General features: G+C 61.2%; 23 protein-coding genes and 2 pseudogenes. 8 read left to right on the top strand and 17 right to left on the bottom strand.

Features of this window, described 5'->3' with window-relative positions; genetic code table 11:
- Nucleotides 1–22: 22 nt before the first annotated feature.
- The 4 genes from NBT81_RS10285 to NBT81_RS10270 form a co-directional block, all read right to left on the bottom strand.
- Entirely contained in the window at nucleotides 23–1768 is a 1746-nt protein-coding gene (locus tag NBT81_RS10285) for a hypothetical protein (RefSeq protein ID WP_338738191.1), read from the bottom strand.
- A gap of 45 nt (nucleotides 1769–1813) precedes the next feature.
- Nucleotides 1814–2401, bottom strand: coding sequence for a DUF2150 family protein (locus NBT81_RS10280; RefSeq protein WP_338738189.1), 588 nt, complete (start codon nucleotides 2399–2401; stop codon nucleotides 1814–1816).
- 123 nt (nucleotides 2402–2524) lie between these two features.
- On the bottom strand, nucleotides 2525–3373 hold the full coding sequence (locus NBT81_RS10275; protein WP_338738187.1) for a TatD family hydrolase: 849 nt from the start codon (nucleotides 3371–3373) through the stop codon (nucleotides 2525–2527).
- 226 nt (nucleotides 3374–3599) lie between these two features.
- On the bottom strand, nucleotides 3600–4067 hold the full coding sequence (locus tag NBT81_RS10270; protein ID WP_338738185.1) for an NYN domain-containing protein: 468 nt from the start codon (nucleotides 4065–4067) through the stop codon (nucleotides 3600–3602).
- A gap of 105 nt (nucleotides 4068–4172) precedes the next feature.
- Between NBT81_RS10270 and NBT81_RS10265 the strand changes: the two genes are divergently transcribed.
- Nucleotides 4173–5147, top strand: coding sequence for a hypothetical protein (locus NBT81_RS10265; RefSeq protein ID WP_338738184.1), 975 nt, complete (start codon nucleotides 4173–4175; stop codon nucleotides 5145–5147).
- Nucleotides 5144–5938: a mechanosensitive ion channel family protein gene (locus tag NBT81_RS10260; RefSeq protein WP_338738182.1), complete on the top strand. Its 795-nt coding sequence runs from the start codon at nucleotides 5144–5146 to the stop codon at nucleotides 5936–5938. Before NBT81_RS10265 ends, NBT81_RS10260 begins: the two co-directional genes overlap by 4 nt.
- A gap of 1 nt (nucleotide 5939) precedes the next feature.
- On the opposite strand, the gene NBT81_RS10255 is transcribed toward NBT81_RS10260, so the two are convergent.
- The 5 genes and pseudogenes from NBT81_RS10255 to NBT81_RS10225 form a co-directional block, all read right to left on the bottom strand.
- On the bottom strand, nucleotides 5940–6773 hold the full coding sequence (locus NBT81_RS10255; RefSeq protein WP_338738180.1) for a VOC family protein: 834 nt from the start codon (nucleotides 6771–6773) through the stop codon (nucleotides 5940–5942).
- A gap of 114 nt (nucleotides 6774–6887) precedes the next feature.
- Nucleotides 6888–7340 (bottom strand): CBS domain-containing protein, encoded by a 453-nt coding sequence (locus tag NBT81_RS10250; RefSeq protein ID WP_338738178.1) that lies wholly within the window; start codon nucleotides 7338–7340, stop codon nucleotides 6888–6890.
- A gap of 227 nt (nucleotides 7341–7567) precedes the next feature.
- The gene (locus tag NBT81_RS10245; RefSeq protein ID WP_338738176.1) at nucleotides 7568–8545 is read right to left on the bottom strand and encodes a hypothetical protein; all 978 of its coding nucleotides are present in this window, start codon (nucleotides 8543–8545) and stop codon (nucleotides 7568–7570) included.
- Between the two features lie 248 nt (nucleotides 8546–8793).
- Nucleotides 8794–10509 (bottom strand): annotated as a pseudogene (locus NBT81_RS17340) (transposase).
- Between the two features lie 89 nt (nucleotides 10510–10598).
- Nucleotides 10599–11141 (bottom strand): hypothetical protein, encoded by a 543-nt coding sequence (locus NBT81_RS10225; protein ID WP_338738169.1) that lies wholly within the window; start codon nucleotides 11139–11141, stop codon nucleotides 10599–10601.
- A 439-nt stretch (nucleotides 11142–11580) separates the two neighbouring features.
- Between NBT81_RS10225 and NBT81_RS10220 the strand changes: the two are divergent.
- Nucleotides 11581–12806 (top strand): annotated as a pseudogene (locus NBT81_RS10220) (IS701 family transposase).
- A 238-nt stretch (nucleotides 12807–13044) separates the two neighbouring features.
- Nucleotides 13045–13266: a hypothetical protein gene (locus NBT81_RS10215; RefSeq protein WP_338738167.1), complete on the top strand. Its 222-nt coding sequence runs from the start codon at nucleotides 13045–13047 to the stop codon at nucleotides 13264–13266.
- A 367-nt stretch (nucleotides 13267–13633) separates the two neighbouring features.
- Here NBT81_RS10215 and NBT81_RS10210 read toward each other — a convergent pair whose 3' ends face one another.
- Both NBT81_RS10210 and NBT81_RS10205 read right to left on the bottom strand, forming a co-directional pair.
- Nucleotides 13634–14803, bottom strand: a complete 1170-nt coding sequence (locus NBT81_RS10210) for an ISH3 family transposase (RefSeq protein WP_425498638.1) — start codon at nucleotides 14801–14803, stop codon at nucleotides 13634–13636.
- A gap of 165 nt (nucleotides 14804–14968) precedes the next feature.
- Nucleotides 14969–16156, bottom strand: a complete 1188-nt coding sequence (locus NBT81_RS10205; protein ID WP_338738164.1) for a hypothetical protein — start codon at nucleotides 16154–16156, stop codon at nucleotides 14969–14971.
- A gap of 351 nt (nucleotides 16157–16507) precedes the next feature.
- Here NBT81_RS10205 and NBT81_RS10200 point away from each other — a divergent pair, with 351 nt between their 5' ends.
- From NBT81_RS10200 to NBT81_RS10185, 4 genes are read left to right on the top strand one after another with little or no spacing between them, the layout of a single operon-like run.
- A complete protein-coding gene (locus NBT81_RS10200) occupies nucleotides 16508–16939 on the top strand; it encodes a hypothetical protein (protein ID WP_338738162.1) in 432 nt (143 codons plus the stop codon).
- Nucleotides 16940–16944: 5 nt separating this feature from the next.
- Nucleotides 16945–17814 carry an FAD:protein FMN transferase gene (locus NBT81_RS10195; RefSeq protein ID WP_338742544.1) on the top strand — a complete coding sequence of 290 codons (870 nt, stop codon included), beginning with the start codon at nucleotides 16945–16947 and terminating at the stop codon, nucleotides 17812–17814.
- Entirely contained in the window at nucleotides 17798–18085 is a 288-nt protein-coding gene (locus NBT81_RS10190) for a thrombospondin type 3 repeat-containing protein (RefSeq protein ID WP_425498786.1), read from the top strand. Before NBT81_RS10195 ends, NBT81_RS10190 begins: the two co-directional genes overlap by 17 nt.
- Nucleotides 18085–18627, top strand: coding sequence for a hypothetical protein (locus tag NBT81_RS10185; RefSeq protein ID WP_338738160.1), 543 nt, complete (start codon nucleotides 18085–18087; stop codon nucleotides 18625–18627). Before NBT81_RS10190 ends, NBT81_RS10185 begins: the two co-directional genes overlap by 1 nt.
- On the opposite strand, the gene NBT81_RS10180 is transcribed toward NBT81_RS10185, so the two are convergent.
- From NBT81_RS10180 to NBT81_RS10155, 6 genes are all read right to left on the bottom strand, one after another.
- The gene (locus tag NBT81_RS10180; RefSeq protein WP_338738158.1) at nucleotides 18624–19145 is read right to left on the bottom strand and encodes a metalloregulator ArsR/SmtB family transcription factor; all 522 of its coding nucleotides are present in this window, start codon (nucleotides 19143–19145) and stop codon (nucleotides 18624–18626) included. The genes NBT81_RS10185 and NBT81_RS10180 overlap by 4 nt on opposite strands.
- Nucleotides 19146–19148: 3 nt before the next feature.
- Nucleotides 19149–19325, bottom strand: a complete 177-nt coding sequence (locus NBT81_RS10175; protein WP_338738156.1) for a hypothetical protein — start codon at nucleotides 19323–19325, stop codon at nucleotides 19149–19151.
- Between the two features lie 270 nt (nucleotides 19326–19595).
- On the bottom strand, nucleotides 19596–20051 hold the full coding sequence (locus tag NBT81_RS10170; protein ID WP_338738154.1) for a low molecular weight phosphatase family protein: 456 nt from the start codon (nucleotides 20049–20051) through the stop codon (nucleotides 19596–19598).
- A complete protein-coding gene (locus NBT81_RS10165; protein WP_338738152.1) occupies nucleotides 20048–20518 on the bottom strand; it encodes a low molecular weight phosphatase family protein in 471 nt (156 codons plus the stop codon). Before NBT81_RS10165 ends, NBT81_RS10170 begins: the two co-directional genes overlap by 4 nt.
- Before the next feature lie 15 nt (nucleotides 20519–20533).
- The gene (gene arsB, locus NBT81_RS10160) at nucleotides 20534–21697 is read right to left on the bottom strand and encodes an ACR3 family arsenite efflux transporter (protein ID WP_425498637.1); all 1164 of its coding nucleotides are present in this window, start codon (nucleotides 21695–21697) and stop codon (nucleotides 20534–20536) included.
- On the bottom strand, nucleotides 21690–22091 hold the full coding sequence (locus tag NBT81_RS10155; RefSeq protein WP_338738148.1) for a metalloregulator ArsR/SmtB family transcription factor: 402 nt from the start codon (nucleotides 22089–22091) through the stop codon (nucleotides 21690–21692). Before NBT81_RS10155 ends, arsB begins: the two co-directional genes overlap by 8 nt.
- Nucleotides 22092–22317 lie beyond the last annotated feature (226 nt).

The raw sequence follows: 22317 nt of genomic DNA, 5'->3' as shown, positions 1-22317 counted from the left end.
GCCGTGATACTGGCCGTCCCGGTCAGACGAGGATGACCTCGTCGAAGACGTTCCCGGCACCGCCGACGGAGAAGCCGATCCCCCCGCTGTCGTCCCGATTGTCGCCCAGCGTCACCGACGACACCTGTGTCCCCTTCGTCCCGTCAGCGTTCTGTTCGTACGCCGTGGCGACGATATCGCTCCCCGGGCCCCACTCGATCTCGATCACGTAGTTCGTGTTCTGTTGTAGCGTCCCACTTGCAGTGCTGCTCTTTCCGGTCCCACGTTTCTCCAGCGTGAGCGGCTGGCCGGCGTTCATCACGAGCTGGTAGCCGCCGCTGCCGCCGTCGTCGAGGCCGAACTGGAACCGACCGACGTTGCCCTGCTGGTTCTCGTACTCGAACTGGATGGTGTCGCCTCGCGAGGGGTAGTTGTCGAGCCCGTCACCCACGTTCGAGTAGATCCGGCCCGATCCTTCCGAGCGGAGCTGTTGGTTCCCGACGTCGAAGACGCCGGTGTTGCCGGTGTACTCGCTCAGATCGCGGTCGTCGAAGGTGTCGATGATGGCGTTCGGGCCGGCCCCGCCGCCGCCACCGCCACCGCTCGCCACCACCGTCACGTTGATCCGCACCGACTCCGGTTCCTCGCCGCTGAAGTCCGGCCGGTCCGCGGGCGTGTCGAACGTGAAGTTGAGGCGGTCGGTCACGATCCCGCCGGTGCTCGAGTCGGGCGCGTCGTACTCGTAGACGACCCGACCGTCGCCGTCGGAGACGGTCTCCTGCTCGCTCGGCGGGATCGATCCCTCGCCGTCGACGGCGGCGTCGACGGTCACGCCGGAGACGGGGTTGTTGTAGCCGTCCCGAACCTCGAGGACGATCCGACGGGTGCCGCCCGTGGTGACGCTGTCGGCGCCGTCGACGACCGTCAGATACCGCTCCGTCGTGTCCGTGATCCCGGTGCCGACCCCGACTTTCGCCATCCGCAGGCGATAGGTGCGGTTCGACACGAGGTCGACGGTCAGGGTGCCCCCGCTCACCGTCACGCCGCTCGCGTTGCCCGCGATCCGCCCGCCGTTCGACTCGTACTGGTCTTCGAGCAGGCGCTCCCACTCGTCCTCCGGGAGGTCCGTATCGACCTCGATGTCGATGTCGCTGCCGTTGACCGCGACGGTCCGATCGCTCGCGCTGACGGGCGTGGGGCTGACCGACACCGCCTGCGTCCCGCTCCGGCCCAGCGAGCCGTTCAGCGCGACGACGTAGATCAGGTTCCCCTCGAGGAGGAGCTGGCCGGTCACCGCCCGGCTCCCGCCGTCGAACTCGTTGTAGAGGACGGTGTCGTCGTAGACGGTCCGTGGCGCGTTCTGATAGACGCTGTAGTCGGGGTCGTACGTCAGCCGCTGGCTCGCGTACGATCGGTTCGTCCCGTTCCAGTAGTCAGCCGTTTCGTCGTTGACCGCGGTGGCGTTGACGAGCGTCACGGCACCCCCCGAATCGGTCGCGAGGCGGCCGCTGGAGGGTGGCGGGTTCACCGCGACGATCCGGGTCGGATAGCGCGTGCCGAGCGGCACCGTCGTCGGACTGGTGCGCTCGGCGGCCGCAGTCCGTAGAATCCCATTGCGTACGTCCTGCAGGCTCTCCTGGACCTGCTGGTTGTGGTTGAACTCCACACGCTCGTTCTGATCGGGGACGACAGTCGACTGGTAGAGTGACAAGCCTATGACGAGAAAGCCAAGGAGGAGGATGGCGCCGACTTGGAGGGCGGCGGCGCGCCGGTCGTCCCGGAATCGCATAGCCGGCTTTTGCCACCAGCGTTCAAAAGGGTGCCGGCCCGAGTATCAGTCTTCGTCCTCGTCCTCTTCGACGACTTCGGGATCGCTCATCGCGCTCTGGAGGCTGTCGAGGCCGTTGACCCACTCGGAGACGAGGCCGTACTCCAGATCCTCCACGAGCGCGATGTCGAGTTCGTCGCCGTCGATGATGCGCGTGCCCGCCTGCACGAGGTAGCCGAGTGCGGCGTCGAGGTCCTCGTTGGCCTCGGCGTCCGCGGCGGCGTGGACGTACTCCTCGATCGTCCCCTCCTCGGCCACGCCAGCGGAGATGAACTCCTCGGCCGCGTAGAAGACACAGACCAGACTCGTCTGGACGCCGTCGACCAGCATCCGCTTTTCCTCGTCCTCCAACTCGACGTCGTCGAGGACGATGTCGCGCACGTCGGCCAGTTCCGCGACGGCCTCGTCGTCGTCCAGTCGGCCGTCCTCGTGGGCGCTGATGATCTTCGCGACGGCGATGGCGGCGTCGTCCTGCAGGTTGAGCAGGAGTCGTGCCGAATCCTCGTTCTCCGGATCGAGGTCCTCCTCGGCCACGCGGCCGATCCAGTTCTGCCAGCGGTCTCTAGTGTAGAACGTGTCCTCCACGTCGGTCATACCGGATCGAACGTTCGTGGACTCAAAGACCTTTCCTATCGCCCGCCGCGTCCCGTTCCAGAGACGGCGGTCACGGGGCGTTGCAGACCGTTTTTTCGGGGTTCGGTGAGGTCGAGGGGCCGGTCACGCCGTCAGCGTCGCCTCAGTGTCGACGCCGTAGACGCGGGCGGGCGTCTCGACGTGTGCCCGGTGGACCGCGTCGTCGTACCCCTCCTCCAGCAGCCAACGGACCCGCCGCGGCACCGTCTTGGGACCCATCACCGCACCCGGCCGGTCGGGGTCGTCCACGAAGTCCGTCTCCATCAGGAACGGTGTGTCCGTCTCGCAGACCTCGCGCAACCACTCCTTGCGACACATGACACTTGGCGTCGGCCCCGCGAGCGTCGGCCCCGCGTAGTGTTTCACGACGCGATTGGCGGGCAAGCCCCGATCCTCGGCCCACGACGCCACTTCGGTGAGGTCCTCGCTCGCCTCGGTGTGCAACTGGACCGCACAATCGAGGCCGGCCCCCAACTCGAGCGCGTGCCGGAGCACGGCGTTCGAGGCGTCCCACACAGCGTCGGACACTTCGTAGTGGGGGCGGCCGGACTTGAGCGCGAGCGCCCGTCCCTCGTCGACGTAGTCGGCCGCGGCGTCGAGGCCCGCACACATCAGGTCGCGCGCCTCGGCTGGCGAGCGTTCTCGGTCGTCGACGAGGCGGGAGATCAACCCCGGATGGACGCCGAGGACGGGCCACGCCCGGCCCGGGAGCAGGTCGTCCGCGTCCGCGACGATATCGAGTGTCCGGTCGAAGACGGCCCGGAAGTCGTCGCCGGTCGCGGGCTCCACGTCCAGGTGCCAGGACGGCTTGTTCACCACCAGCAGGTGCGTCCCGCCGAGTCGCCGGAAGTCCCGAACCGCCTCCAGCCCCCGCCCGGCGTCCGGGTCGAGGTGGAGGTGGTCGTCGAGCACCGGCGTGTCGAGTTCCTCCATATCCGGACGTGGTCGGCCGGCGGACAAAAGCTCACTCCCGGCGAGTCCATTCGTCTCGCTTCGCTCGACTCATTCCCTCGCCGACGTGCCGTTCGCTCCGCTCACGGCACTCCCGGCGAGTCCATCTCCTTTCGCTCACTGCGTCCGTCGCCGGCGCTTCGCGCCGGCTGCCAGCGGGACCGTCGGTCCCACCCTGCTCACGGCACTCCCGGCGAGTCCATTCGACTCACTCGCGGGACTCCCCGAGCGTGACGCTCTCGCCGGCCGCGTTCCGCAGGCCGTCCGAACGGCCGTGGGTCCCCGGCGCGATGGCGAGCGTCCGGAGTCCGGCGGCGTTGGCCGCCTCGATCGCGGGTTTGAAGTCGGTGTCCCGTGACGCGACGGCGATGACGTCCGCGCGGCCGGAGACGGCGAACCGGGTGAGATCGACCGCGAGTTTCACGTCCACGTCGCCGCTGGTGACCACCACCTCGAACCCGCGGGCTTCGGCGGCCTGGATCAACTGCGGGGTCGCGTGTTCGTCGACGTAGAGGCGCGTAGTAGCCGGTCGCCCCGCCTCGCTCGCGGCCCCGCGCACGTCGTCTAGATCCACGTCGAACTCTTCCCGGAGCACGTTCGGGCCGTCGACGAACAGCGCGACCCGTGACTCCCCGTCCCCGTCGTCGGCGTCCTCCGACCGCCCGAACAGGTCCATGGGCGTCCTACCTCGCTCGCGGGCATATACATCCCGATTCGGCCACGCCGGATTCCGGACGCCTGCCCACCATCTTCATGGCCCTCGGTGAGCCAGACCGGGACGATGATGCCGCCCCCGGTTCCACCGGTCGAGGTCGACGGCGATGCCGAGGGACTGGCCGATACCCTCGCGGACTCCGACGGGACAGTCGCGGTCGTCTCGGATCCGTTTTTCGACCGCGAGGCGGTGCTCGACCACGCTCGGAGCGCCCTCGACGCAACCCGGGTGCGATTGGGACCGGCAGCGGAGACGGGATCGGTTCCGGGGTTCGACGACGGGCCGGTCGTCGTCGACGACTGTCACCACCTCTATGCCCGACGAGTCGGCGGGTTCGACCCGATCGATCGGGTTCTCGACCGCCTCGCGTCGTCGTCGTGTCGAGTCGTCACCTCGTGGAACCGGTACAGTTGGAACTACCTGTGTGCCGTCCGTGAGCTCGACGACGCCTTCCGGCACGTCGTCACGCTGCCGTCGCTGTCGGCCGAGCGGATCGGCGCGACGATCCGCGACCGGGAGGGGGCGCTCCCGGCGTTCGAACACCCACCCGGAGAGCAGGCGCCGCCGGTCACGACGGCCACGTACGAGGTCCCGATCCCGCGTCGCGACCCAGCGTCGATCCGGCTTCCGGTCGTCGACGTCGACTACGTGGCCGCGTGGCTCGGCGACCGGGACCGGCCGGGACCCGAAGAACTCGTCTTCCAGCGTCTCGCCCGCCTCTCGAACGGGAACCCGGGCGTCGCGGCGGCAGTCTGGGACGCCTGCGTCGACGGCGACGCGGTGACGCCCACGGACCTCGACCTCCCGGTCGAGCGAGCGGACCCCGGCGACGACGCAGCGACCGTCCTCGGTGTGGTCGTCGCGAAGGGAGCGGTCACACGTGAGGAACTGCGCGCCGTCGTCCCCGGGGTGTCGCTGGATCGGACGCTCGGGACGCTCGTCGACCGGGGGTTCGTCGAGACGGGCGGCGCGGTGACGCTGTGTCCGAACGGCCTGCCGAGCGCCCTCGCGCTCCTCGACCGGAGGCGGTGGCTGTGGTGACGACCGAGGCCGTTGGCGGCCTCCGGATCGACACCGGAACACTCCTCGGTGCGGTCGTCATCGTCGTCACCGCGTATCTACTCGCCCGGGCCACACGGGTCGTCCTCTCGGAGCTCGCCGATCGGACCACCCGCGGTCCGGTGATCAGGCTGACGATTCCGATGACGAAGTTCCTGATCTACGGGGTCGCCGCCTACTCGATCCTCGGCCCCCTCTTTCGCCTCTCGCAGACGCAGGCGCTCGCCTTCTCCGGTGTCCTCGGCGCGGCGCTCGGGTTCGGACTGAAGGACCTGCTCGCGAACCTCCTCGGCGGACTGGTCATCGCGCTCGAAACGCCCTACCAGGTGGGTGACCGGGTCGAAATCGGCGACCACTACGGTGAGGTCGTCGACGTGGGCGTCCGGGCGACGCGCCTGCGGACCCCCGACGACGACCTGGTCGCGGTACCGAACTACCTCGTCATAACCGGCCCCGTCGCCAACGCCAACGCCGGCGCGCCGGAGATGCTGGTGGTGACGGAACTGTACGTCGCCCCCGACGCCGACCCCGACCGCGCCCGCGACATCGTCGAGGAGTCGGTCCTCACGTCTCGGCACCTCGCGGCCGACCGGCCGGTGACGGTTCGTGTCGAGGCGGAGCCACGGTACCGAACGATCAGAGCGAAGGCCTACGTCAACGACCTCGACGCGGAGTTCGCGTTCGAGTCGGACGTGACCCGGCGGGCACTCCGGGCGTTCGAGGCCGAGGGTATCCCCACACCGTCGCCACGGGGATTCGACGACGCGGCGTGAGTCACCGGGTGTCCGTCCCCCGAAGCCGGACGGTCTGGCCGGCTGGATCCGTGATGGGGAGATACCCGTCCCCACGGTCGAACCGCTCGCTCGCCGCCGATCCGAGGCGTGACCGCACCCGATTCAGGGGGGCGTCGAGGCGGAGTTCGAACCACGCCAGTCCGCGTGTGCCCTCTGCAGGCGGTCGGTCACGACCGTACCACGTGTTACAGCCGACGTGGTGGTGGTAGTCGTCGGTCGCGAAGAAGTCCGCGCCCGCCATCGACTGGCGCAGACGGAGGCCGAGTCGGTCGACGTAGAACGACCGCGCCGCCGACAGCGACGGCACCTCCAAGTGGACGTGGCCGACGGTCGTCCCCGACGGAGGGCGGTCGTCGCCGGTCCCGAGCTCCCGCACCTCGTCGAGCGCTAGGGGGAGCGTGTCCATCTCGACGTCCCCGTCGGCGTTCTCGGGCCACGCGTCGCGGGGGCGGTCCCGATACACCTCGACGCCGTTGCCCTCGGGGTCGGTCAGATAGAGCGCCTCGCTCACGCGGTGGTCGGACGCCCCGTCGAGTCGCCACCGCGCCTCGATCCGGTCAAGCACCCCGCCGAGGGCCGCCCGCGACGGAACCCGGATCGCCGTGTGGAACAGCCCCGCCGCCACCCGGTCGGGAGCCGGCACGTCCGGCGCCGACAGCAAGACGAGGCAGGGGTCGTCGACCCCGAGGGTCGCGCAGTCGTCGGTCCGGTCCAGCGTATCCAGTCCGAGGACTCGCCCGTAGAACGCGACGGCCCGCTCTATGTCGGCCACGCGAAGCCCAACCCGTCCGATCCCCGTCTCCGGTTCGGTCACTCGTCGGCTACGCTCCACGACCACTTGCGTCTTGTCCGGGTACGCGGTCGTCGCGGAGGGCTCTCTACCAGTCGGGGGGGGAACCCCGAAAGGGTGTTATCCTACCCGTCTGTTTCACTCACGTCGGGTACCGAGCCCACGGAGTTCGGCTTCACTGAATCCTACTGGCTGTTCCATCGCGTGGATTTCTTTCACGATGTCGTTGTACGCCCGAGTGACGTCGACCATGGTCAGGATACCGACTAGGTCGATGCCGTCTTGCACCGGGAGTTTTTTGACGTTCTCGGTCCGCATCGTTCGCATCGCTGCTCGAATCGATTTGTCGGGGGCAATCGTCACCAGTGGTCGACTCATCGCTCGCTCGAGCGGAATATCGCCGAAGCACCGTTCAGTGCCGTAGCCGATTTTGAGGATATCCGTTTCAGTGACGATCCCCGTCGGATTGCCGTCGTCCACCACGACGACACTCCCAACGTGATTACGGAGCATTTGTTCCACCGCCGCCCGAACCGTCCCTTCGATATCGGACGTGACGATGTCCGTCTGCATTAGCTCCTCGACGAGCATACGTACACGACACTCCTGTATTCATAATAATCTTCGTAGAACGATCGAGGGAAACCACACCTGTCGACGACACCCTCCGTGTCGAACGATGTGGAAGGGCAGGGGATGGGCGTTCCGACGGTTCTACGACGGCATGGCCGTCCGACGCAGTACCCTACCCGTGGGGTCGGCGACACGCCACCCGCCATCGACGGCGAGCGATTCACCCCCGGAAGGGGGTCGCCGGCTCAGCCGTGGCTGATCCCGAGTTCGTCGAACTGCTCGTCGATCCGCTCTTCCAGCGTCGCCCAGTCGATCGGCGGTTCGACCGCGTCGAGGTCGGCCGCGAAGCGATCGACCTCCTCCGCGACGTCCGCGTATTTTCCCTCGAACCCGTCGATGGCGTCGGTCGCCTCGTCGATCCGGCTCTCGAACGAGGCGTGCCGGTCGGCGAGCGCGTCGAGGCGGTCGGTCAGGGCGGATAGCTCCGCGTCGTGGGTGCCATCGAGTCGCTCCAGCCACTCGGCGAGTTCGTCGACGTCCGCCCGGAGTTCCTCGAACACGACGGCGACGAGCAGGTGGAGGTGTCGCGCCGTGAGCCACGCGTCGAACGGTCGAAAGCCCGGCGGCGGATCGGCGGCGTGCGTCTCGACGTTGGTGAGCAGGCGGTCGGTGTTGTCGAGGTATCGCGCCACCGTGTCGAGTTCGCCGTCGAAGTCGTCGAGACGGACGGCCGGATCGGTGAGCCACGACCCGAACTCGTCGAGACCCTCTTCGACGTGACCCAGTTCGTGGGCAATCCCGTGGAGTGCCTTCTCCGCGGCCGAGAGGAGCCGGGCCGTCTCGTACAGCGCCGTCGCCGACGTCGGCGTCCGCGACGCCGTCTCGATGCGGTCGGCGACCGACGCCAGTTCCGCCCGAATCGCGTCGAAGCGCTCGTCGTACTCCTCGAACCGGACGCGCACGTGGTCGAAGTCGCGCTCGGCCGGGTCGAGCGACGCGCGGTACTCGTCGAGACGGGTCTCGAACCGCTCGGTTCGCTCCGCCACCGACCGACGGCGGTCGGCACACTCGTCGTACCACGCCTCGAACGCCGCGACGTCGATGGATCCGTCCGTCGTCCGGGCGTCGATCCCGCTCAGAACGTCCTCGTCGACGTCGACCGACGACTCTCGGAGTCGGTCGCGGACGGTCTCGGCGTCGACGTCGTCCAGTTCGTCGTTCATCCTACGGCACGCCACGAGACCCGTGGTAATCAGTCCGTGGATGTCGACCACGGAGGATGGAAATTGAGACTACAACGGTTTTACCGGGGCTGTGGTGCACTGTTTCGGACGAATAGATGAGCGGAAACTGATTCAGATCGCTTTCTGACCGGGAATTGTCGTTAGATTGATGACTTATTTGGAGTGTTTCCGAGACGGTGGGTAGTGTAGCCACTCGGACGCCGCGCCACCACGGGTAGAAATCCTCGCTATCCGATTCCGGTTTCCTTCTTCAACAGCGTAAGCGTGTTGTCGGCCGTCACGACCGGCGAATGTTCATATTCACCGGTCAATTCGACCTGTACCAGCAAATCGACTGCTCGCCAAATCGAGTACAACAGACACGCGAACGCGAAGTAGAAGAACCTGAGCCCGAAATCCTTCGACGTCGTCGCGGCCATGAACCGCTTAATCGATTTGTAGCCACTCTCGATCTCCCAGCGATAGCCGTACTCCGTGAGGTGCCCACTCCCGTAATTCGTCATAAACACCGAGTACTGCCGATGGCCGTCGTGCTCGGAGTCCTCTTTCTGCCGGTAGATTAGCGTCGTCTCGTGCCACTCGTTTTTCCCGAGGTGGAGCCTTCGGTCGGTCTCGTAGCGGTCCTGACCGTGCTGGAGAATCGCTTGGCCTGAGCTTTCTCGCTGGTCTGCATCCGCTTGGGAACGACGTAGGAAAGCCCGCGCTGGCGGATCATCTCCAAGACGTGCTGGCTATCGGACTTCCGGTCCATCAGTACGTTATCGACGTGAACGAGGTCCTCAGCCGAATCGAGCAAGTCTTCGACGATTTCCAGTCGTGTCTGCCCCTTTCGCACCGGCCGCGCGTTCAGCACGATCGGGACGGCATTCCCGACCAACTGTACCGTCGCCCGCTGGTAGGCGTATTCGTCGGTCTTCGCCTTTGTCCCGATGATCTCGTCTTCGTGGCCCGCACGGTCACCTGTGAACGGATTAGCTTCGGTAATGTCGATCGCGACGATTCCGGCTCGAAAGAACTGCTCTGTCTCCGCAACTTCGTTTAAGAGCCGAGTGATAGCCTGTCGGTACATCGCTCGAACCTGTTCAATCGAGAGGTACCGAATCTGCTCCCGATGGGCGTGCCCCAGCGGTGTCCGATCCCGAGTCGACTCGTAGACGAAACTGCGAGCTCCTTCGTTCGCAGCCAGCCGCTCGCGAAGTCCGAGATATGTCTGCAGACCCCAGTAGGCGTTCTCGTGGATCTCACAGCCCTCGCCGCGGTCCACGAGAACGCGGGGAAGACGACGCGGCTGACGTGATCGCTGATCTTCGCTACTTCTTCCAAAACAGTCTGGTCGTCCGGATCGGTCGCCCAGACTCGTCGTTATCGTACTGGAGCTTCCGTTCTGGGTCACGAGGCACCGCAACACCGGCATTCTGTGCGTTGATGAGGAGCGTCCGCATCGTTCTCTCGACTGTCTCACGGAGATCGGCGCTGAAGCGCTTATTCCAACTGCGCCAAAGTGTCGACTGGTCGGGAACGGGGTCGAACCCGAGCGAGATACGGGGTTCTGAGTGCTGCCGAAGATACTCGACGAGCGCGGTTTCGGGGCCCCAACCGTGTATCTCTTTCAGCAGGAACGCCCTGAAGAGCTGTGACACCTCGTATCGAGTCGGGCCGGAGTACTGATCGTGGGGATTGAACTCTACATAGGACAGTGGATACTGACAGACGAACGCATCGACCGAGTCGTGGGCGTAGTGGTTGAACCAGACTCCAGAGACGGTGCGAATATCTTCGGAGAGTGCCGTCAATGAACTCCGCTCGTATAATGGGGTTGAGTCGTATGCTGACCAGTCGACGTGTGGACGCCGAGCAATTTGTCGAAAGACGTCACGGCGAGAGGAGTCACTTGAGACCACTAGATCACCCTGTCTCTGACTCGTGTGCGGACTTGTCTCCATCAGAAGGTGTTCGGTACTGTCCGAAACGGACCAATCCAATCCGGGACGTCATTTCTCTGCTTTCAGGCTGAATCGATACCACTGGAGGCTCAGTCACCGATTGCCGTGATAATGTGGAGTACGAGGACGATAGCAGTGACAACAGTTAGCAAGACGTGCACTCGTCGCCATCGTGAAAAGAGAGTCTCTTTGGTAACGGTCAGCAGACGGCCAACGACTGACGGTGTCTCATTTCCTCGTCCAAGCCGGACAACATGTCGATGCAGATATCGACCGTACAGGCCACTTGCAACCTCTATACCAAGTAATACAGCAACCGTGAGACCGAGTCCTTCCCACTCTTCGACGGCAATGAAGTGCGGCAGCGTTAGTGCCGTCCCGATCAGAACAATCCACTGGTGTGTTTGTAACTGATATCGACGGTATCGCACCGGCAGCAATTGCTTTCTCTTTGCAAGACTGTACCCGAGGACACCGACGACGAGAAGGACACCGCCAACTTCAACCACACCGATGTATGGGGCTTCACTCACTTCGCCACCGAGGCCCCACCAGTCTCCAATCAGACTAGCCCCTTCCTCGTCTTCTTCCGAATCTTCTATATCTTCACCGTCCTCTTCCGCATCATCCACTCCATTCGCGTCCTCAGCGAGTGAAAACGACTGTTCCGATGGGCTGATGCTTGTCACAGCTGCATGTTCATCAGTTACTGGCGATGCTCCCGCTTGAACAGTGCCGACTCCACTAACGACCAGAAGAAGTACAACAACCAGTCCTGCTTGCCGTAAACGGGTCTGCATAGAAGCACGTAGATACACGTCAGAAAAGTTCGTTCGCGTCCATCTATCGAATCGTCGTCCAACCGTCGAATCGTTTCGTACGCGGGGGCAAACAGAGAGAGACTATAGTAGCCTTTGTAAGTCATCACACACCTGATCGCATGACAGCGTTCGATCAGGTGTGCGGACAGTTACAAACGCTACTATAGTTGTGCCAGCTGCTCAATAACGAAGTCAGAAATGTGCTCAGCTTTGCACGTTGAAGTAGGAGCGTAGGCAGTGGCAAGGACGAATGATGCCGATCACGGATTCCTTGTCGTGTACGCGCGTGTTCGACGAGTTCGACTCGCTGTCACCGGCACAACGCCGTCACGCGAAAACCTACGCCACAGGTCTTGTTGCGGCCAGCAACAAGACCGTGGCGGGTATCGCACGCGAAGTCCTTCCCGCCAACGGCAAACGTGCTCTCAACAAGTTCCTCACCGAGTACAACTGGGACGAGCAACAATTCAACCACGAACGCCTCGAAGAACTCCAGAAACACGGTGAAACGCGCTGGTCGAAGGACGGCTACATCATCCTCGACGACACGATCACGGAGAAAGCCGGGACGGAGTCCCCGGCGTCGGTCAGTTCTACGATCACGCCGAGGATGACACTGTCTGGGGGCAAGACCTCATCTACGCCTTCTACCCTGACGACAAAACCGCCTACCCGCTCACCTTCCGCCTCTACGAACAGCAAGACGACGAGGACGATGACCACGATACCAAGTGCGATCTCGCCCGCGAGATTGTCATGAAACTCGAAGAAGAGGTAGGTGTCCACAGGCACACCTACCTCTTCGGCTCGTGGTTCGCCCACGATTCTGGCCTTCCTGACCACATCGAATCCTACGGCAAGGACTGGGTCGGCCCGCTCCGGAGCAATCGGAAGGTGACTTACGCCGGCGAAAAACTCCGCGTCGATACGCTTGCCGAGCGCATCGACACGACTGAACGCGACATCGAAGACGAGACCTACCACATCTGGACGAAGAAGCTTCTCGTCTCCCAACTGGGAGACGTGAAGCTGGTTATCGCCGAGAAAGAGACCGACGAAGACGACGAAGAGAATCCGACCAAGGACCTCGCTACAAACGAGATCGACGCACCGACCCAGCACGTGATCCGCTCCTACGAGATGCGGTGGCGCATCGAGACGTTCGTCGAGAATTCGAAGCAGGATCTCGGCTTGGGAGACTGCGAGATGCAGACCGACGAAGGTGCCAGTCGGCGCTGGCTCCTTCTGATAGCTGCCTACAGTCTCGTTCGTCTTGATCCTGAGTCGAGCGCCTTGGGGACGGTTCGCTCGAAGGCGTCATCGCTTCGAGCGTACCTCGAACATTCCATGAAAGAAGCCGTCTACAACCTTCTTTCGTGGGTTCGGGACAATGATGACCAAGGCGTCGATGACCTCATGGAAGAGATCGACCACCTCTTCGTTCACTCAACCGCCGACGCTAACGTGCAAAGCTGAGGTATCGTAACGAAAATCAGTCAAGTACAGGTGTCAGATTTTCTCGTGGAAGAGGCAATATCTGACGTGTCGTGGCACCTTCTCCCGCCCCCCTAACCCCCATGCCCGTTACGAAACGGGCTCCGTCCCCCTTCGTTTCTGTGGCTGCTACTCGGTTGGCGAGAGAGTCAGGCCGGTCAGGCGCCGTGCACGCTGGTGTGTACTCCGTCCACCTGAAGGTCCGGCGCGTCGACAAGGGGTGGACCACGTCACCCTCGAGGACGTCGCGGCCGTCCGCCTCGCCGGCGCGCCAGAGTCGGACGGTGAGTTGGCCTTCACGCTCATCGGTGAGCGCGCAAGCGCACCCAACCAGGTGGATACTGAGGTTCTGGATATCGCCGAGCGCCACCGGAGTTTGCTCGCCAGTGACGTGCCGACGATCGACGGCGTCGCGGTACTAGTGGAGATGCGCGAAAAATAGTGACTCGCGTCGGCAAGTCGTGAAACCAATGGGATCGGATCCCTCCTGTCTCTGCAAGGCGAACAGTGTCGCCACAGCCAGCGCCTTTGCTGTCCCTCGGACGGTTAGAGAACCTCAGTATCTGGCGTGCGATAGAAACAGTCACAGCCGATTTGCCGCGGTGCAATCCGGCTGTGAAGTATCAGTACCTCACAAAGCATCCACAGCTAGCTGTTTCTGCGGCCTAAGTTCTGTGTCGGAGCAGTTGTACTGACGGTCTCGACGAGAGAATTACGGGCGGATCGAAGGAGAGCTGTCGCTGTCGGCGGCGGTCAGCCGCCGACGCGACAGCGTCGCCACTCACTCTGCTGACTTGCTCGGTCGGCGGTTAGCGGTGGAACCGGTCGTCTGGTGGTCGATTCGCGGGGACGGCCCGACGCACCGCGAGGGCCGTCCACGCAGCCCGTCGAACCATATTGACGAATTCCTTGTACGGCCACCACCAGAGGCGACGCCCGCCACGGCGGGGCGTCGCCACGTATTCATAGTGGAGATACCGCCACGCGTTCTGTAGCAGCAGACTCACCACGACGTACAGCAGTCTCACCGTCGCGTCTCGTGTCGTTGTCGTCGCTATCGCTTGCTCGGACAACCGATAGCTCGACTCGATACCGAACCGTTTCGCATAGTGGTATCGAGCGTCGCGTGGTGTCTCGATGAACGGCGCGTCAGCGGCGTAGCCGTGACGCGCCACACCGTGGTCGTCGTACTTCCCGTTCAGGTACGTGCAATCGATGTAGACGGGAAAATTGACGGTCCAGCTGTGACCGTCGAGTTTCCCTGTCAGATCATGCTGAATGACACGACTCCACCCTTCCGAGAGCTCTTGCTGAATCGTCTTCCCCCACCGGATGATCGGGATCACGTACGCGTAGTTATGCGCTTGAAGCAGCGTGAGGCACTTGCTGTCGTAGAATCCGCGATCAAGATAGACGGCCTTGACCCCGGTGTCAAGGCCGTCAAGGACACCGAAGAACTCAGCGAGGACGCTGCTGGCGGTGTCGCCGTCTTCCAGACGGCGCACCGCCAGCGTGTAGCGTTTGTTCTTTACACGCGCGTAGAGCGTGGCATAGGCGTGGAACGCGGTGGTTCCACGCTTGGCTTCCGAGTGATAGAGGTTCTCCGTGTCGTCTTCATCACCGTAGTAGGGCCGCAGGTGGAGGTCTGCGCAGACCTCCACCTGCTCGGGGAGTAGTTCGACGATGTCTCGTCGAAGGAGCGTGTTAGCGACTCGTTCGAGCCGTTCCGGCTCGAACTTCGTCCGGAGGTGGTAGAGGACCGTGTTCGCCGATGGCGAGTCCTCACTAGAGTTACACAGCGTCGAGATCGAGGTCCCGTCGGCGGTTGCGCCGACGAGGACCTCATGGATGTCCTCTGTACCGATTTCAGCGTTGTTGGCGAGGTTCAGAGAAACTTCCTCGTCAAGCCGGTTGACGAGGAAGTTAAGGATCTGGTCTTCGTGGAGTTTACTGTCTGCTTGCTGCTGGTGTTTGGTCACATTCACAGCAAGCAGACGTTCTAACTAACCGGCTTTGTGAGGTACTGAGTATTGGTATGGAAATGATTACAGAGAGCAGTGCAAGATATAGAGGATGAAGTCAGCACTGACCTCTCGTTTGTTTCGCCTGATGACCTCTGAATCGGTTACTCACGTAGGTCTGTGTCACTCAGGTTTTGAAACTGGCAGTTGATTGCTATCAAAATAGTCTGAGGACTCGAAAAACACGTCATTAAGTTCGTGAATTCGAGACACACATTCTCGAACAATCTCTTTCGGCGGTTGCTTAGCTGCAATGTCCCACCCAAATAGGAGCCGCTTCCAATTGCTTTCTCCACATTTCTTTTGGAAAATCATTTCTAACTCATCTTCACTATCGTACTCCAACAACTCATGGTCGGGATTATTGAAACTATTATAAGATGTTTTGACTGTTAAATCATAATTATTAACCAGTGTGATGAGTTGTTGGGAATTCTCTTTGACAAATTCCTGCACCTCATTATTCTTCCTACCGTTCATGTCTAAACAGAGAAATATATCATTGCTCATAGCTGGGACAAGGACACTTATACGATAGTTATTTTGCACAGCCTGTGCCAAACCGGTCGGGTGATAATGCGCAGTTAGATAGGCATGATTAGCACTGATGTAATCTTTCCTGCGAAGCAGATCGATACTTCGTGAGGTATAGGCATCAGCATCAACGGAACCTTGCGCTGTATAGAGCTTTACTCCGTCCAAGTGTCTGTCGAGTTCGAACGCCATGTTGACAAATTCGGTGTCATGGCGGACGAGCCATTGTGGTGATTGTTCAAACGTAGTGAAGCCGCTAAACCCATCGTAGTCAGTTTCTTCGAACATTGTTTGGAGTAATTTGATTGCAGGATCGTCTGTGTTAATAGTCAAAATCCGGTCCGCCACATCGTACCAACTGAGCCACCGAATTGAGTCGTCGTCCAGAAGCCGTGGCTCGGTCATGTGGTCGGTGAATACGAACAAAACTGGTTGTTGCCCCGTATTGCTGTTCGCGTTTAGCTTCCGGAGTTCCTCACGCAATTGTGAGTCTTTCGGGACATCTTTGCCGCGTTTCGATTCGTACCCGATCAAAAGCTCGTCGTCTTCAATGACCCAATCCAGGGTTCTGTTAGATTCATTCGCAGATATGTGGTTTCCATAACCATTTCGCTGTGTACCAACAACAGCTGCTTGGCTACTGAATTGAAACCCCTCGTGGATCTCATTCAGCACGGTGGGACCATTATCAAGGGCTGTCGAAACAAGACCAGCGAAAAAATCGTTGAACGACTCTTCATTATCAATATGTCGAAAAATTTCAGACGTAGCACCCATAATACGGCATTCTATATGTGAGAATTAAACTTTATGTGTTCTATCCGTCATTACTGGCTGCTGGTGCTGGTGCCTTCCGCCCAAGTGGAACTCGCAGTAGTTGGGGTGACCGACACGCGCTCTATATCTTGCACGCGAGTACTGACAAGATCTGGATAGGTAGAACGTGGGAAGCTTTCAAATATATTTAACTACTCACCTCACGCTCGGAATCGATTCGATAGCTGTACGAAGATTCGAAGGTTGGACGCGAACGGCTTAATGAGACAGTCTCCATCCCCTATTTGCAATGGCAGAACGCAACGACCGACACGTCGAAGATAGCAATTCTAACACGGGGTGCAGCTGATTATGCGTATCCCGATCTCAAATAACAAGCTCGTCGCCTTCACGCTCGTCGGTGCGCTCCTCACGGCTTGCATCGCCGGTGCCCTTGCTATGCCCGGTGATGGCCTCGCCCGGAGTGGCGACCAGACTTCCTCAGCCAGCGCAACCGCATCGGATGCATCACAACAGGTCGCTGCCGATGCTCCGACGCCAAACCAAAACTTCACCCCTGAAGTTCAGACTCAGTCTGGCTACGAAGATGAAGAACACGAAGAGAACGAAGAGGAAGACGAAGAGTATGAAGAACACGAAGAGAACGAAGAGGAAGACGAAGAGTATGAAGAACACGAAGAGAACGAAGAGGAAGACGAAGAGTATGAAGAACACGAAGAGAACGAAGAGTATGAAGAACACGAAGAGAACGAAGAGTATGAAGAACACGAAGAACACGAGTGAGCGAGATGATCGAATCAATCGCATCGGTCTACGAACGACTCGGGAACACCCGCTGCAACTTCGAGTGTTGTGATACAACGTTTCGGATCCAAGCGGCGGGTGTCCGGGCCGACGCTGCGGTGACTGCGGCTCGAGAAACAGTTGAGTCACTCGAAGCGCAACTGAATGCCTTCGATGCGGCGAGTGCCGTCAGCCAGCTCAATCGTGAAGGGGAGGTCAAGAACGAACACGTCGCCCGTATCGTCCGCCGTGGGCTCGAATACAACGACCGGACCGACGGGGTGTTTGATATCCATCAGGGCCGCGTCGAACAGGATCTCAAAGCCTTCCTGCGCGGTGACAGTGAAATACCAGCAACAAGTTTCGATACCGGAACCGTCCGAGTCAGTGGGTCCCGCGTCACCACCGACGTCGAACTTGACCTCAATGGCCTCGCCAAGGGATACATCGTGGATCGAACCGCCGAGACGCTTACGGGACTCGGCCGACGTGGGTTCGTCAGTGGTGGTGGGGATATGTCTCCACCGACTGGACCGGTCGCCATCGAGAGCCCGTACGGTGACGACACACCGCTGAAGGTCCTCGACACGGACTGGTACGTCGCAACATCCGGCGGATACCGACGGTCGCGAAACGGTGCTGACCACGTCTACGACCCGACCACCGAATCGCTCGGCTCTCGACATGAATCGGTCACCGTCGTGGCGCGCCGAGACTGTATGGAAGCGGACGCCCTGGCGACGACCCTCGCGGCACTCCCACTTGCTAAGGCACGCGAATTAGCATCGGAGTGGGAGGATCTGGAGGCAGTCATCATCCACGACGGCATCTTTCATACGACAGATGGCTTTGAGACACATGTCCTGGACGCATAAGCAACGAATCACCGTCGTGGCGATGGTCGTCTTAGTGGTGGCTGTCCCTACTCTTTGGCAGATCGGAGACGTGCGTACCGCACAAGCGGCCGAACAAAAACAAAGCGACCTCGCCGACCAGACCGTTTCGACGCAACAGGCCCCAGCCGATTACGATGGTGACGGCATCAACGACTCCGCCGACGAGTGTCCGACACGACCGGAAACGAAAAACGGGTTCCAGGACGCGGACGGCTGTCCCGATGTCGTCGAAACGACGGGGGCATCGTGATGTCACAGCTCGTCTGGCTCCTCGACCGAGGTGCCGCACTCGTGGCGTATCCGACGTTGTATCTGGCAGTTCTCACGGGTATCCTCTACAACACGGAGTCGTTTGGAATGCTCCACGAGGCCGCTCAACGAATCCATATCGAATCCTCCGTGTTCGCGATGATCGTCACGTTGCTACACGCGGGACTCGGTGTACTTGATGCGTGGTTCGTCGTCACCGGACAGGTTCCAGCGCCGGCATACTCGATGCAGTACTTTCTCGGCGGCGTCACCGTAGGTGCGGGGGCACTGCTCATGCTCGTCGTCGCGGTGCTTGGCTTTACTGACCCAAAACGCTTCCATCACCCCTGGGGTCCACGCGTCGTCCACTCATTCGCATATGCTGGGTTCGCCTTCGGGACAATTCACGCGGCCGCAATCGGGACTGATCTGACGGGACTCATCCGTCCTCTGCTGGGACCCTCAGTGGCGTTTCTCGTGTACGTGCTCCTGTTGCGTCTGTTGATGCTTCGAGGGATTCCGTCGAACACGACCCCGGGTTAGTAGCTGTCCCAGAGGCCTATGATACGGTCGACGACTTTGTCTGTGAACGAGCGACGGTGAACCGTGTAGAGGTACTTGACGCGGTCGGGATCGCTGACCTCGTAGACGACACTTCGGCCGTCGCGCTCTTTCGTCACGAGTTCGACTTCGGCGAGCTTTGATAGATGCCACGAGACCGTCGATTGCGCCTTGTCCAAGCGGTCGCTGAGCTCGGTCGTCGAGAGCGGACCGTCCGTGAGAAGATGTGCGAGGATGCGACGACTGTATTCCCGGCGCAACGCGTTCATCACTGTCCGATCGGCTTCGTCGAACTCGGCGGCCGGATAGTACCGCGTGTACTTGCCGTCGTCCGAGACATCGATAAGGGTCTCGTCGGCGAGCCACCCGAGCTGGTACTGGAGCGTCCCCTGTGCGTACTCAAGGTCGTCAAGGAGCGCACGAAAGTGAATCCCGGGCTTATCGGCTATCCGCTGGTAGATTTCCCGCCGAGAGGCCAATTCGAGATCCGGGTCCGACATTGCTCAGTTTCGCGTCAAAGCGATGAAAAACGCCAGGAGGCCACCGAGGATCAGGATTGCACTCCCGTGTTCGAGTAATTCCAGCGTAGCGTACGGGAAGTACGGGAGCAGCGGGTACTCGAGAAACACGATAAGTCCGTAGACGGCGAACATCGCGTACCCGAGCGTAACGATCCACATACGACGATCACGTTCCCGCCGCCATGCGAGGAAGCTGAGTACACTCATGCCTGCAGCGAGGACGAAGATGCCCAGACTGACATATTGTTCGAGGAGTTGAGCGAGTGGCATACGTTCTATCTGTACACATAGCCGGTGCGACGTACTCGGCGATCGATACAATTCAACCGAAGAGGGTAGCGGGGAAAACGATTGGCGTTCAACCGTCGAATCCAATCTTATGCATTGAGAGGTGCGGCCTCAACTTCTATGGGCCCTCGCGTGTTCCTTCTATGGTGATGAAATCTCGGCGTCTTCGATTTCCTCGAACAGACTACTAACCCGACGCTCGATTTCGTCGCGGATTTCGCGCACTCGATCGGGATCCTGACCGTCCGGGTCGTCGAGTGCCCAATCTCGGATATCGACGTCCTCGCCGACATCACCGACGTCGAGCGTCGAACACCCCATCGTGGCGACGTAGTCGCAGGACTGGAGCTCGTCCAGCGTGATCTCTCGTGGTGTTCGGTCGGAGAGATCGAATCCCGCTTCGTCCATTATCTCAACGACCTCGTCGTGTACGTGGTCGGCTGGATGGGTCCCCCCGGTGAGGATTTCGATGCGGTCCTCAAGTCCGCGTCGCTCCCGTTCGCGCTCCGCAAAGGCCGTCGACATCTGGGAGCGGCCAGCGTTCTGGACGCACATGAAAGCGATTCGAATCGGATCGGTGTCGCTGTGTTCAGTCATTGTAGCTGGTGTGTGTTGGTTCGTCGTTCCGCTTCAGTCGGCAGGTCAGCGAGCAGTTCGATGACGCGCTGTTCGATCTCCGTACTGATCGCCCAGACGGACTCCACATCGGCATCCGCCGGATCGATGAACCCCCAGTCACGGACGACCACGCCCGCCGGGAGGTCGTCGACCAACAACGAACACCCCATCAGGGCGACGACGTCGCACTCTCCCAAGGTCTCACGGGAGATCCGTGTCGGCGTCCGAGTCGACAGATCGTAGCCCTTCTCGCGCATCACGTCGACGACGGTCGGATAGATCTCTCCAGCAGGGTCCGTTCCACCGCTGCGGATCTCGACGTCCGTCCGGTCCTGAATCCGAAGTTGCGTTTCGGCGACGGCGGTCGCGATCTGACTTCGACCCGCGTTTTCCACGCAGACGAACGCGAGACGAAGGGGGTCGACAGAATCTGTCTGATGAGTCATTGAATCGTAGCGCGCTCAATCGTCCTCGGGAGTTGGATCCGATCCAGTCGGTGTAAGCTGGCCCGTCGTGGCACCACTCCAATCGAACTTTCGCTGGAAGTAGAGCGCGACGTTGACCAGCGCGAGCAGCACCGGGACCTCGATAAGTGGGCCGACGACGGTGGTGAACGCGACGCCGGAGCCAACGCCGAACACCGCGACAGCGACCGCGATGGCAAGTTCGAAGTTGTTCGAGGCGGCGGTGAACCCGATGGCCGTCGTCGTCGAGTAGTCCGCGCCGATACCCTTGCCCATCCCGAAACTCACGAGGAACATCACGACGAAATAGATCGTGAGGGGCACAGCGATCAGGAGCACGTCACCCGGCGACGCGACGATGTTCTCGCCCTGCGTGGCGAACATCACGATGACGGTAAAGAGGAGCGCGACGAGCGTGAGCGGGTCGATCTTCGGGACGAACTCGTCGTCGTACCACTGCTGGCCCTTCGCTCGGGTGCCGACGTACCGCGTGAGGAATCCGCCGACGAAAGGAATCCCGAGGAAGATCACGATCGCCTGAAACACCTGCATCGGCGTCACGTCGAACGTTTGGATACCGGCGACGAGGCTCTCCATGCCGAGCAACGGCGGGAGAAAGAGTCCGAAGAACCAGACGTAGACCCCGTAGGTGACGATCTGAAAGAGGCTGTTGAACGCGACTAGGCCGGTCACGTACTCCGTTGAGCCCTCCGCGAGTTCGTTCCAGACGAGTACCATCGCGATGCAGCGGGCCATCCCGATGAACACGAGACCGAGGAAGAACTCGGGACGTGCGGGAAGACCGGGAACGAGCCCGCTGAAGAAGATCACGGCGAGCCCGAACATCAGCGTCGGGCCGATGAGCCAGTTCTGGACGAGGCTCAATCCGAGAACCCGCCAGTTGCTGAAGACGGCTCGGAGCTGTGAGTAGTCCGCCTTTGCCAGCGGCGGATACATCATCAGAATCAGTCCGATCTCGACGAGATGGAGGTCCTGAATCGGTTGCGTGACCGACGGGGCAACGAATCCCAGCCCGACGCCGATCGCCATCGCGCCGAAGATCCAGACGGTGAGGTACTTATCGAGGAAATCCATCGATCGCGGATCTCCACAGCTCTCGCAGCTACAGTTCGGCCCGTGCTGGTGTTCGACGTTACTCATCGATGGTTACGCTCCCTTCGAGGACGGTGACGAGCGCCACTGCGCGGTTGGTCGCCCGGTACTTCTTCCAGCGGCCGTCCTTCCGTCCCTCGACGAGGCCAGCCTCGACGAGTTGCGAGAGGGCGTGACTGAGGCCGCTCTCGCTCACGTCGACGACGCCGTTCAGTTCACAGACACAGAGCTCTTCTTCAGCTGCGACGAGTACCCGAACGAGCGTGTAGCGCGTCTCGTTGGCGAGCGCCGAGAGGACCGTCAGTTCGGCGTCCACTTGAGCAGTCCCGAGCGCCGCTTCGAGCGTCCCGAGTTCGTCGAGTCGCCGCTCGACGTCCTCGCTACGACACTCCCCGAGTTCGTCTTCGAGGTAGCGTCGGAGCCGTTCCGTTGCTTGTGGCATGAGAATCAATTGAATATCTACTCAATTAATGATTTCGGTGTCGACACCGATCATCTGATTTCGAGCTCGAGGCGGGTCTATATGATCCCTCGAAAGTACTCGATTTCGCCATCCAAACAATTGAGAGGGAATACAACGACGGGTCGGGCTCTCCCGAGTCACGGACGACGGCTCCCACGCGTTTCACGAATCCTCTCATCTCGCCATGCGTACGAACCTCGTTCAA

Origin of the sequence: Haloplanus sp. CK5-1 (genome assembly GCF_037201915.1) — an archaeon.
Lineage (GTDB): Archaea > Halobacteriota > Halobacteria > Halobacteriales > Haloferacaceae > Haloplanus > Haloplanus salilacus.
Note: the sequence above shows the minus strand (reverse complement) of the source record. Positions and strands in the feature narration are given on the sequence as shown.

What these genes read in the sequence shown, in the direction of transcription:
- NBT81_RS10285 (WP_338738191.1), bottom strand. Translation starts at nt 1,768, where the DNA reads ATGCGATTCCGGGACGACCGGCGCGCCGCCGCCCTCCAAGTCGGCGCC.
- NBT81_RS10280 (WP_338738189.1), bottom strand. Translation starts at nt 2,401, where the DNA reads ATGACCGACGTGGAGGACACGTTCTACACTAGAGACCGCTGGCAGAAC.
- NBT81_RS10275 (WP_338738187.1), bottom strand. Translation starts at nt 3,373, where the DNA reads ATGGAGGAACTCGACACGCCGGTGCTCGACGACCACCTCCACCTCGAC.
- NBT81_RS10270 (WP_338738185.1), bottom strand. Translation starts at nt 4,067, where the DNA reads ATGGACCTGTTCGGGCGGTCGGAGGACGCCGACGACGGGGACGGGGAG.
- NBT81_RS10265 (WP_338738184.1), top strand. Translation starts at nt 4,173, where the DNA reads ATGATGCCGCCCCCGGTTCCACCGGTCGAGGTCGACGGCGATGCCGAG.
- NBT81_RS10250 (WP_338738178.1), bottom strand. Translation starts at nt 7,340, where the DNA reads ATGCTCGTCGAGGAGCTAATGCAGACGGACATCGTCACGTCCGATATC.
- NBT81_RS10245 (WP_338738176.1), bottom strand. Translation starts at nt 8,545, where the DNA reads ATGAACGACGAACTGGACGACGTCGACGCCGAGACCGTCCGCGACCGA.
- NBT81_RS10205 (WP_338738164.1), bottom strand. Translation starts at nt 16,156, where the DNA reads ATGGGTGCTACGTCTGAAATTTTTCGACATATTGATAATGAAGAGTCG.
- NBT81_RS10200 (WP_338738162.1), top strand. Translation starts at nt 16,508, where the DNA reads ATGCGTATCCCGATCTCAAATAACAAGCTCGTCGCCTTCACGCTCGTC.
- NBT81_RS10195 (WP_338742544.1), top strand. Translation starts at nt 16,945, where the DNA reads ATGATCGAATCAATCGCATCGGTCTACGAACGACTCGGGAACACCCGC.
- NBT81_RS10190 (WP_425498786.1), top strand. Translation starts at nt 17,798, where the DNA reads ATGTCCTGGACGCATAAGCAACGAATCACCGTCGTGGCGATGGTCGTC.
- NBT81_RS10185 (WP_338738160.1), top strand. Translation starts at nt 18,085, where the DNA reads ATGTCACAGCTCGTCTGGCTCCTCGACCGAGGTGCCGCACTCGTGGCG.
- NBT81_RS10180 (WP_338738158.1), bottom strand. Translation starts at nt 19,145, where the DNA reads ATGTCGGACCCGGATCTCGAATTGGCCTCTCGGCGGGAAATCTACCAG.
- NBT81_RS10175 (WP_338738156.1), bottom strand. Translation starts at nt 19,325, where the DNA reads ATGTGGATCGTTACGCTCGGGTACGCGATGTTCGCCGTCTACGGACTT.
- NBT81_RS10170 (WP_338738154.1), bottom strand. Translation starts at nt 20,051, where the DNA reads ATGACTGAACACAGCGACACCGATCCGATTCGAATCGCTTTCATGTGC.
- NBT81_RS10165 (WP_338738152.1), bottom strand. Translation starts at nt 20,518, where the DNA reads ATGACTCATCAGACAGATTCTGTCGACCCCCTTCGTCTCGCGTTCGTC.
- arsB (WP_425498637.1), bottom strand. Translation starts at nt 21,697, where the DNA reads ATGAGTAACGTCGAACACCAGCACGGGCCGAACTGTAGCTGCGAGAGC.
- NBT81_RS10155 (WP_338738148.1), bottom strand. Translation starts at nt 22,091, where the DNA reads ATGCCACAAGCAACGGAACGGCTCCGACGCTACCTCGAAGACGAACTC.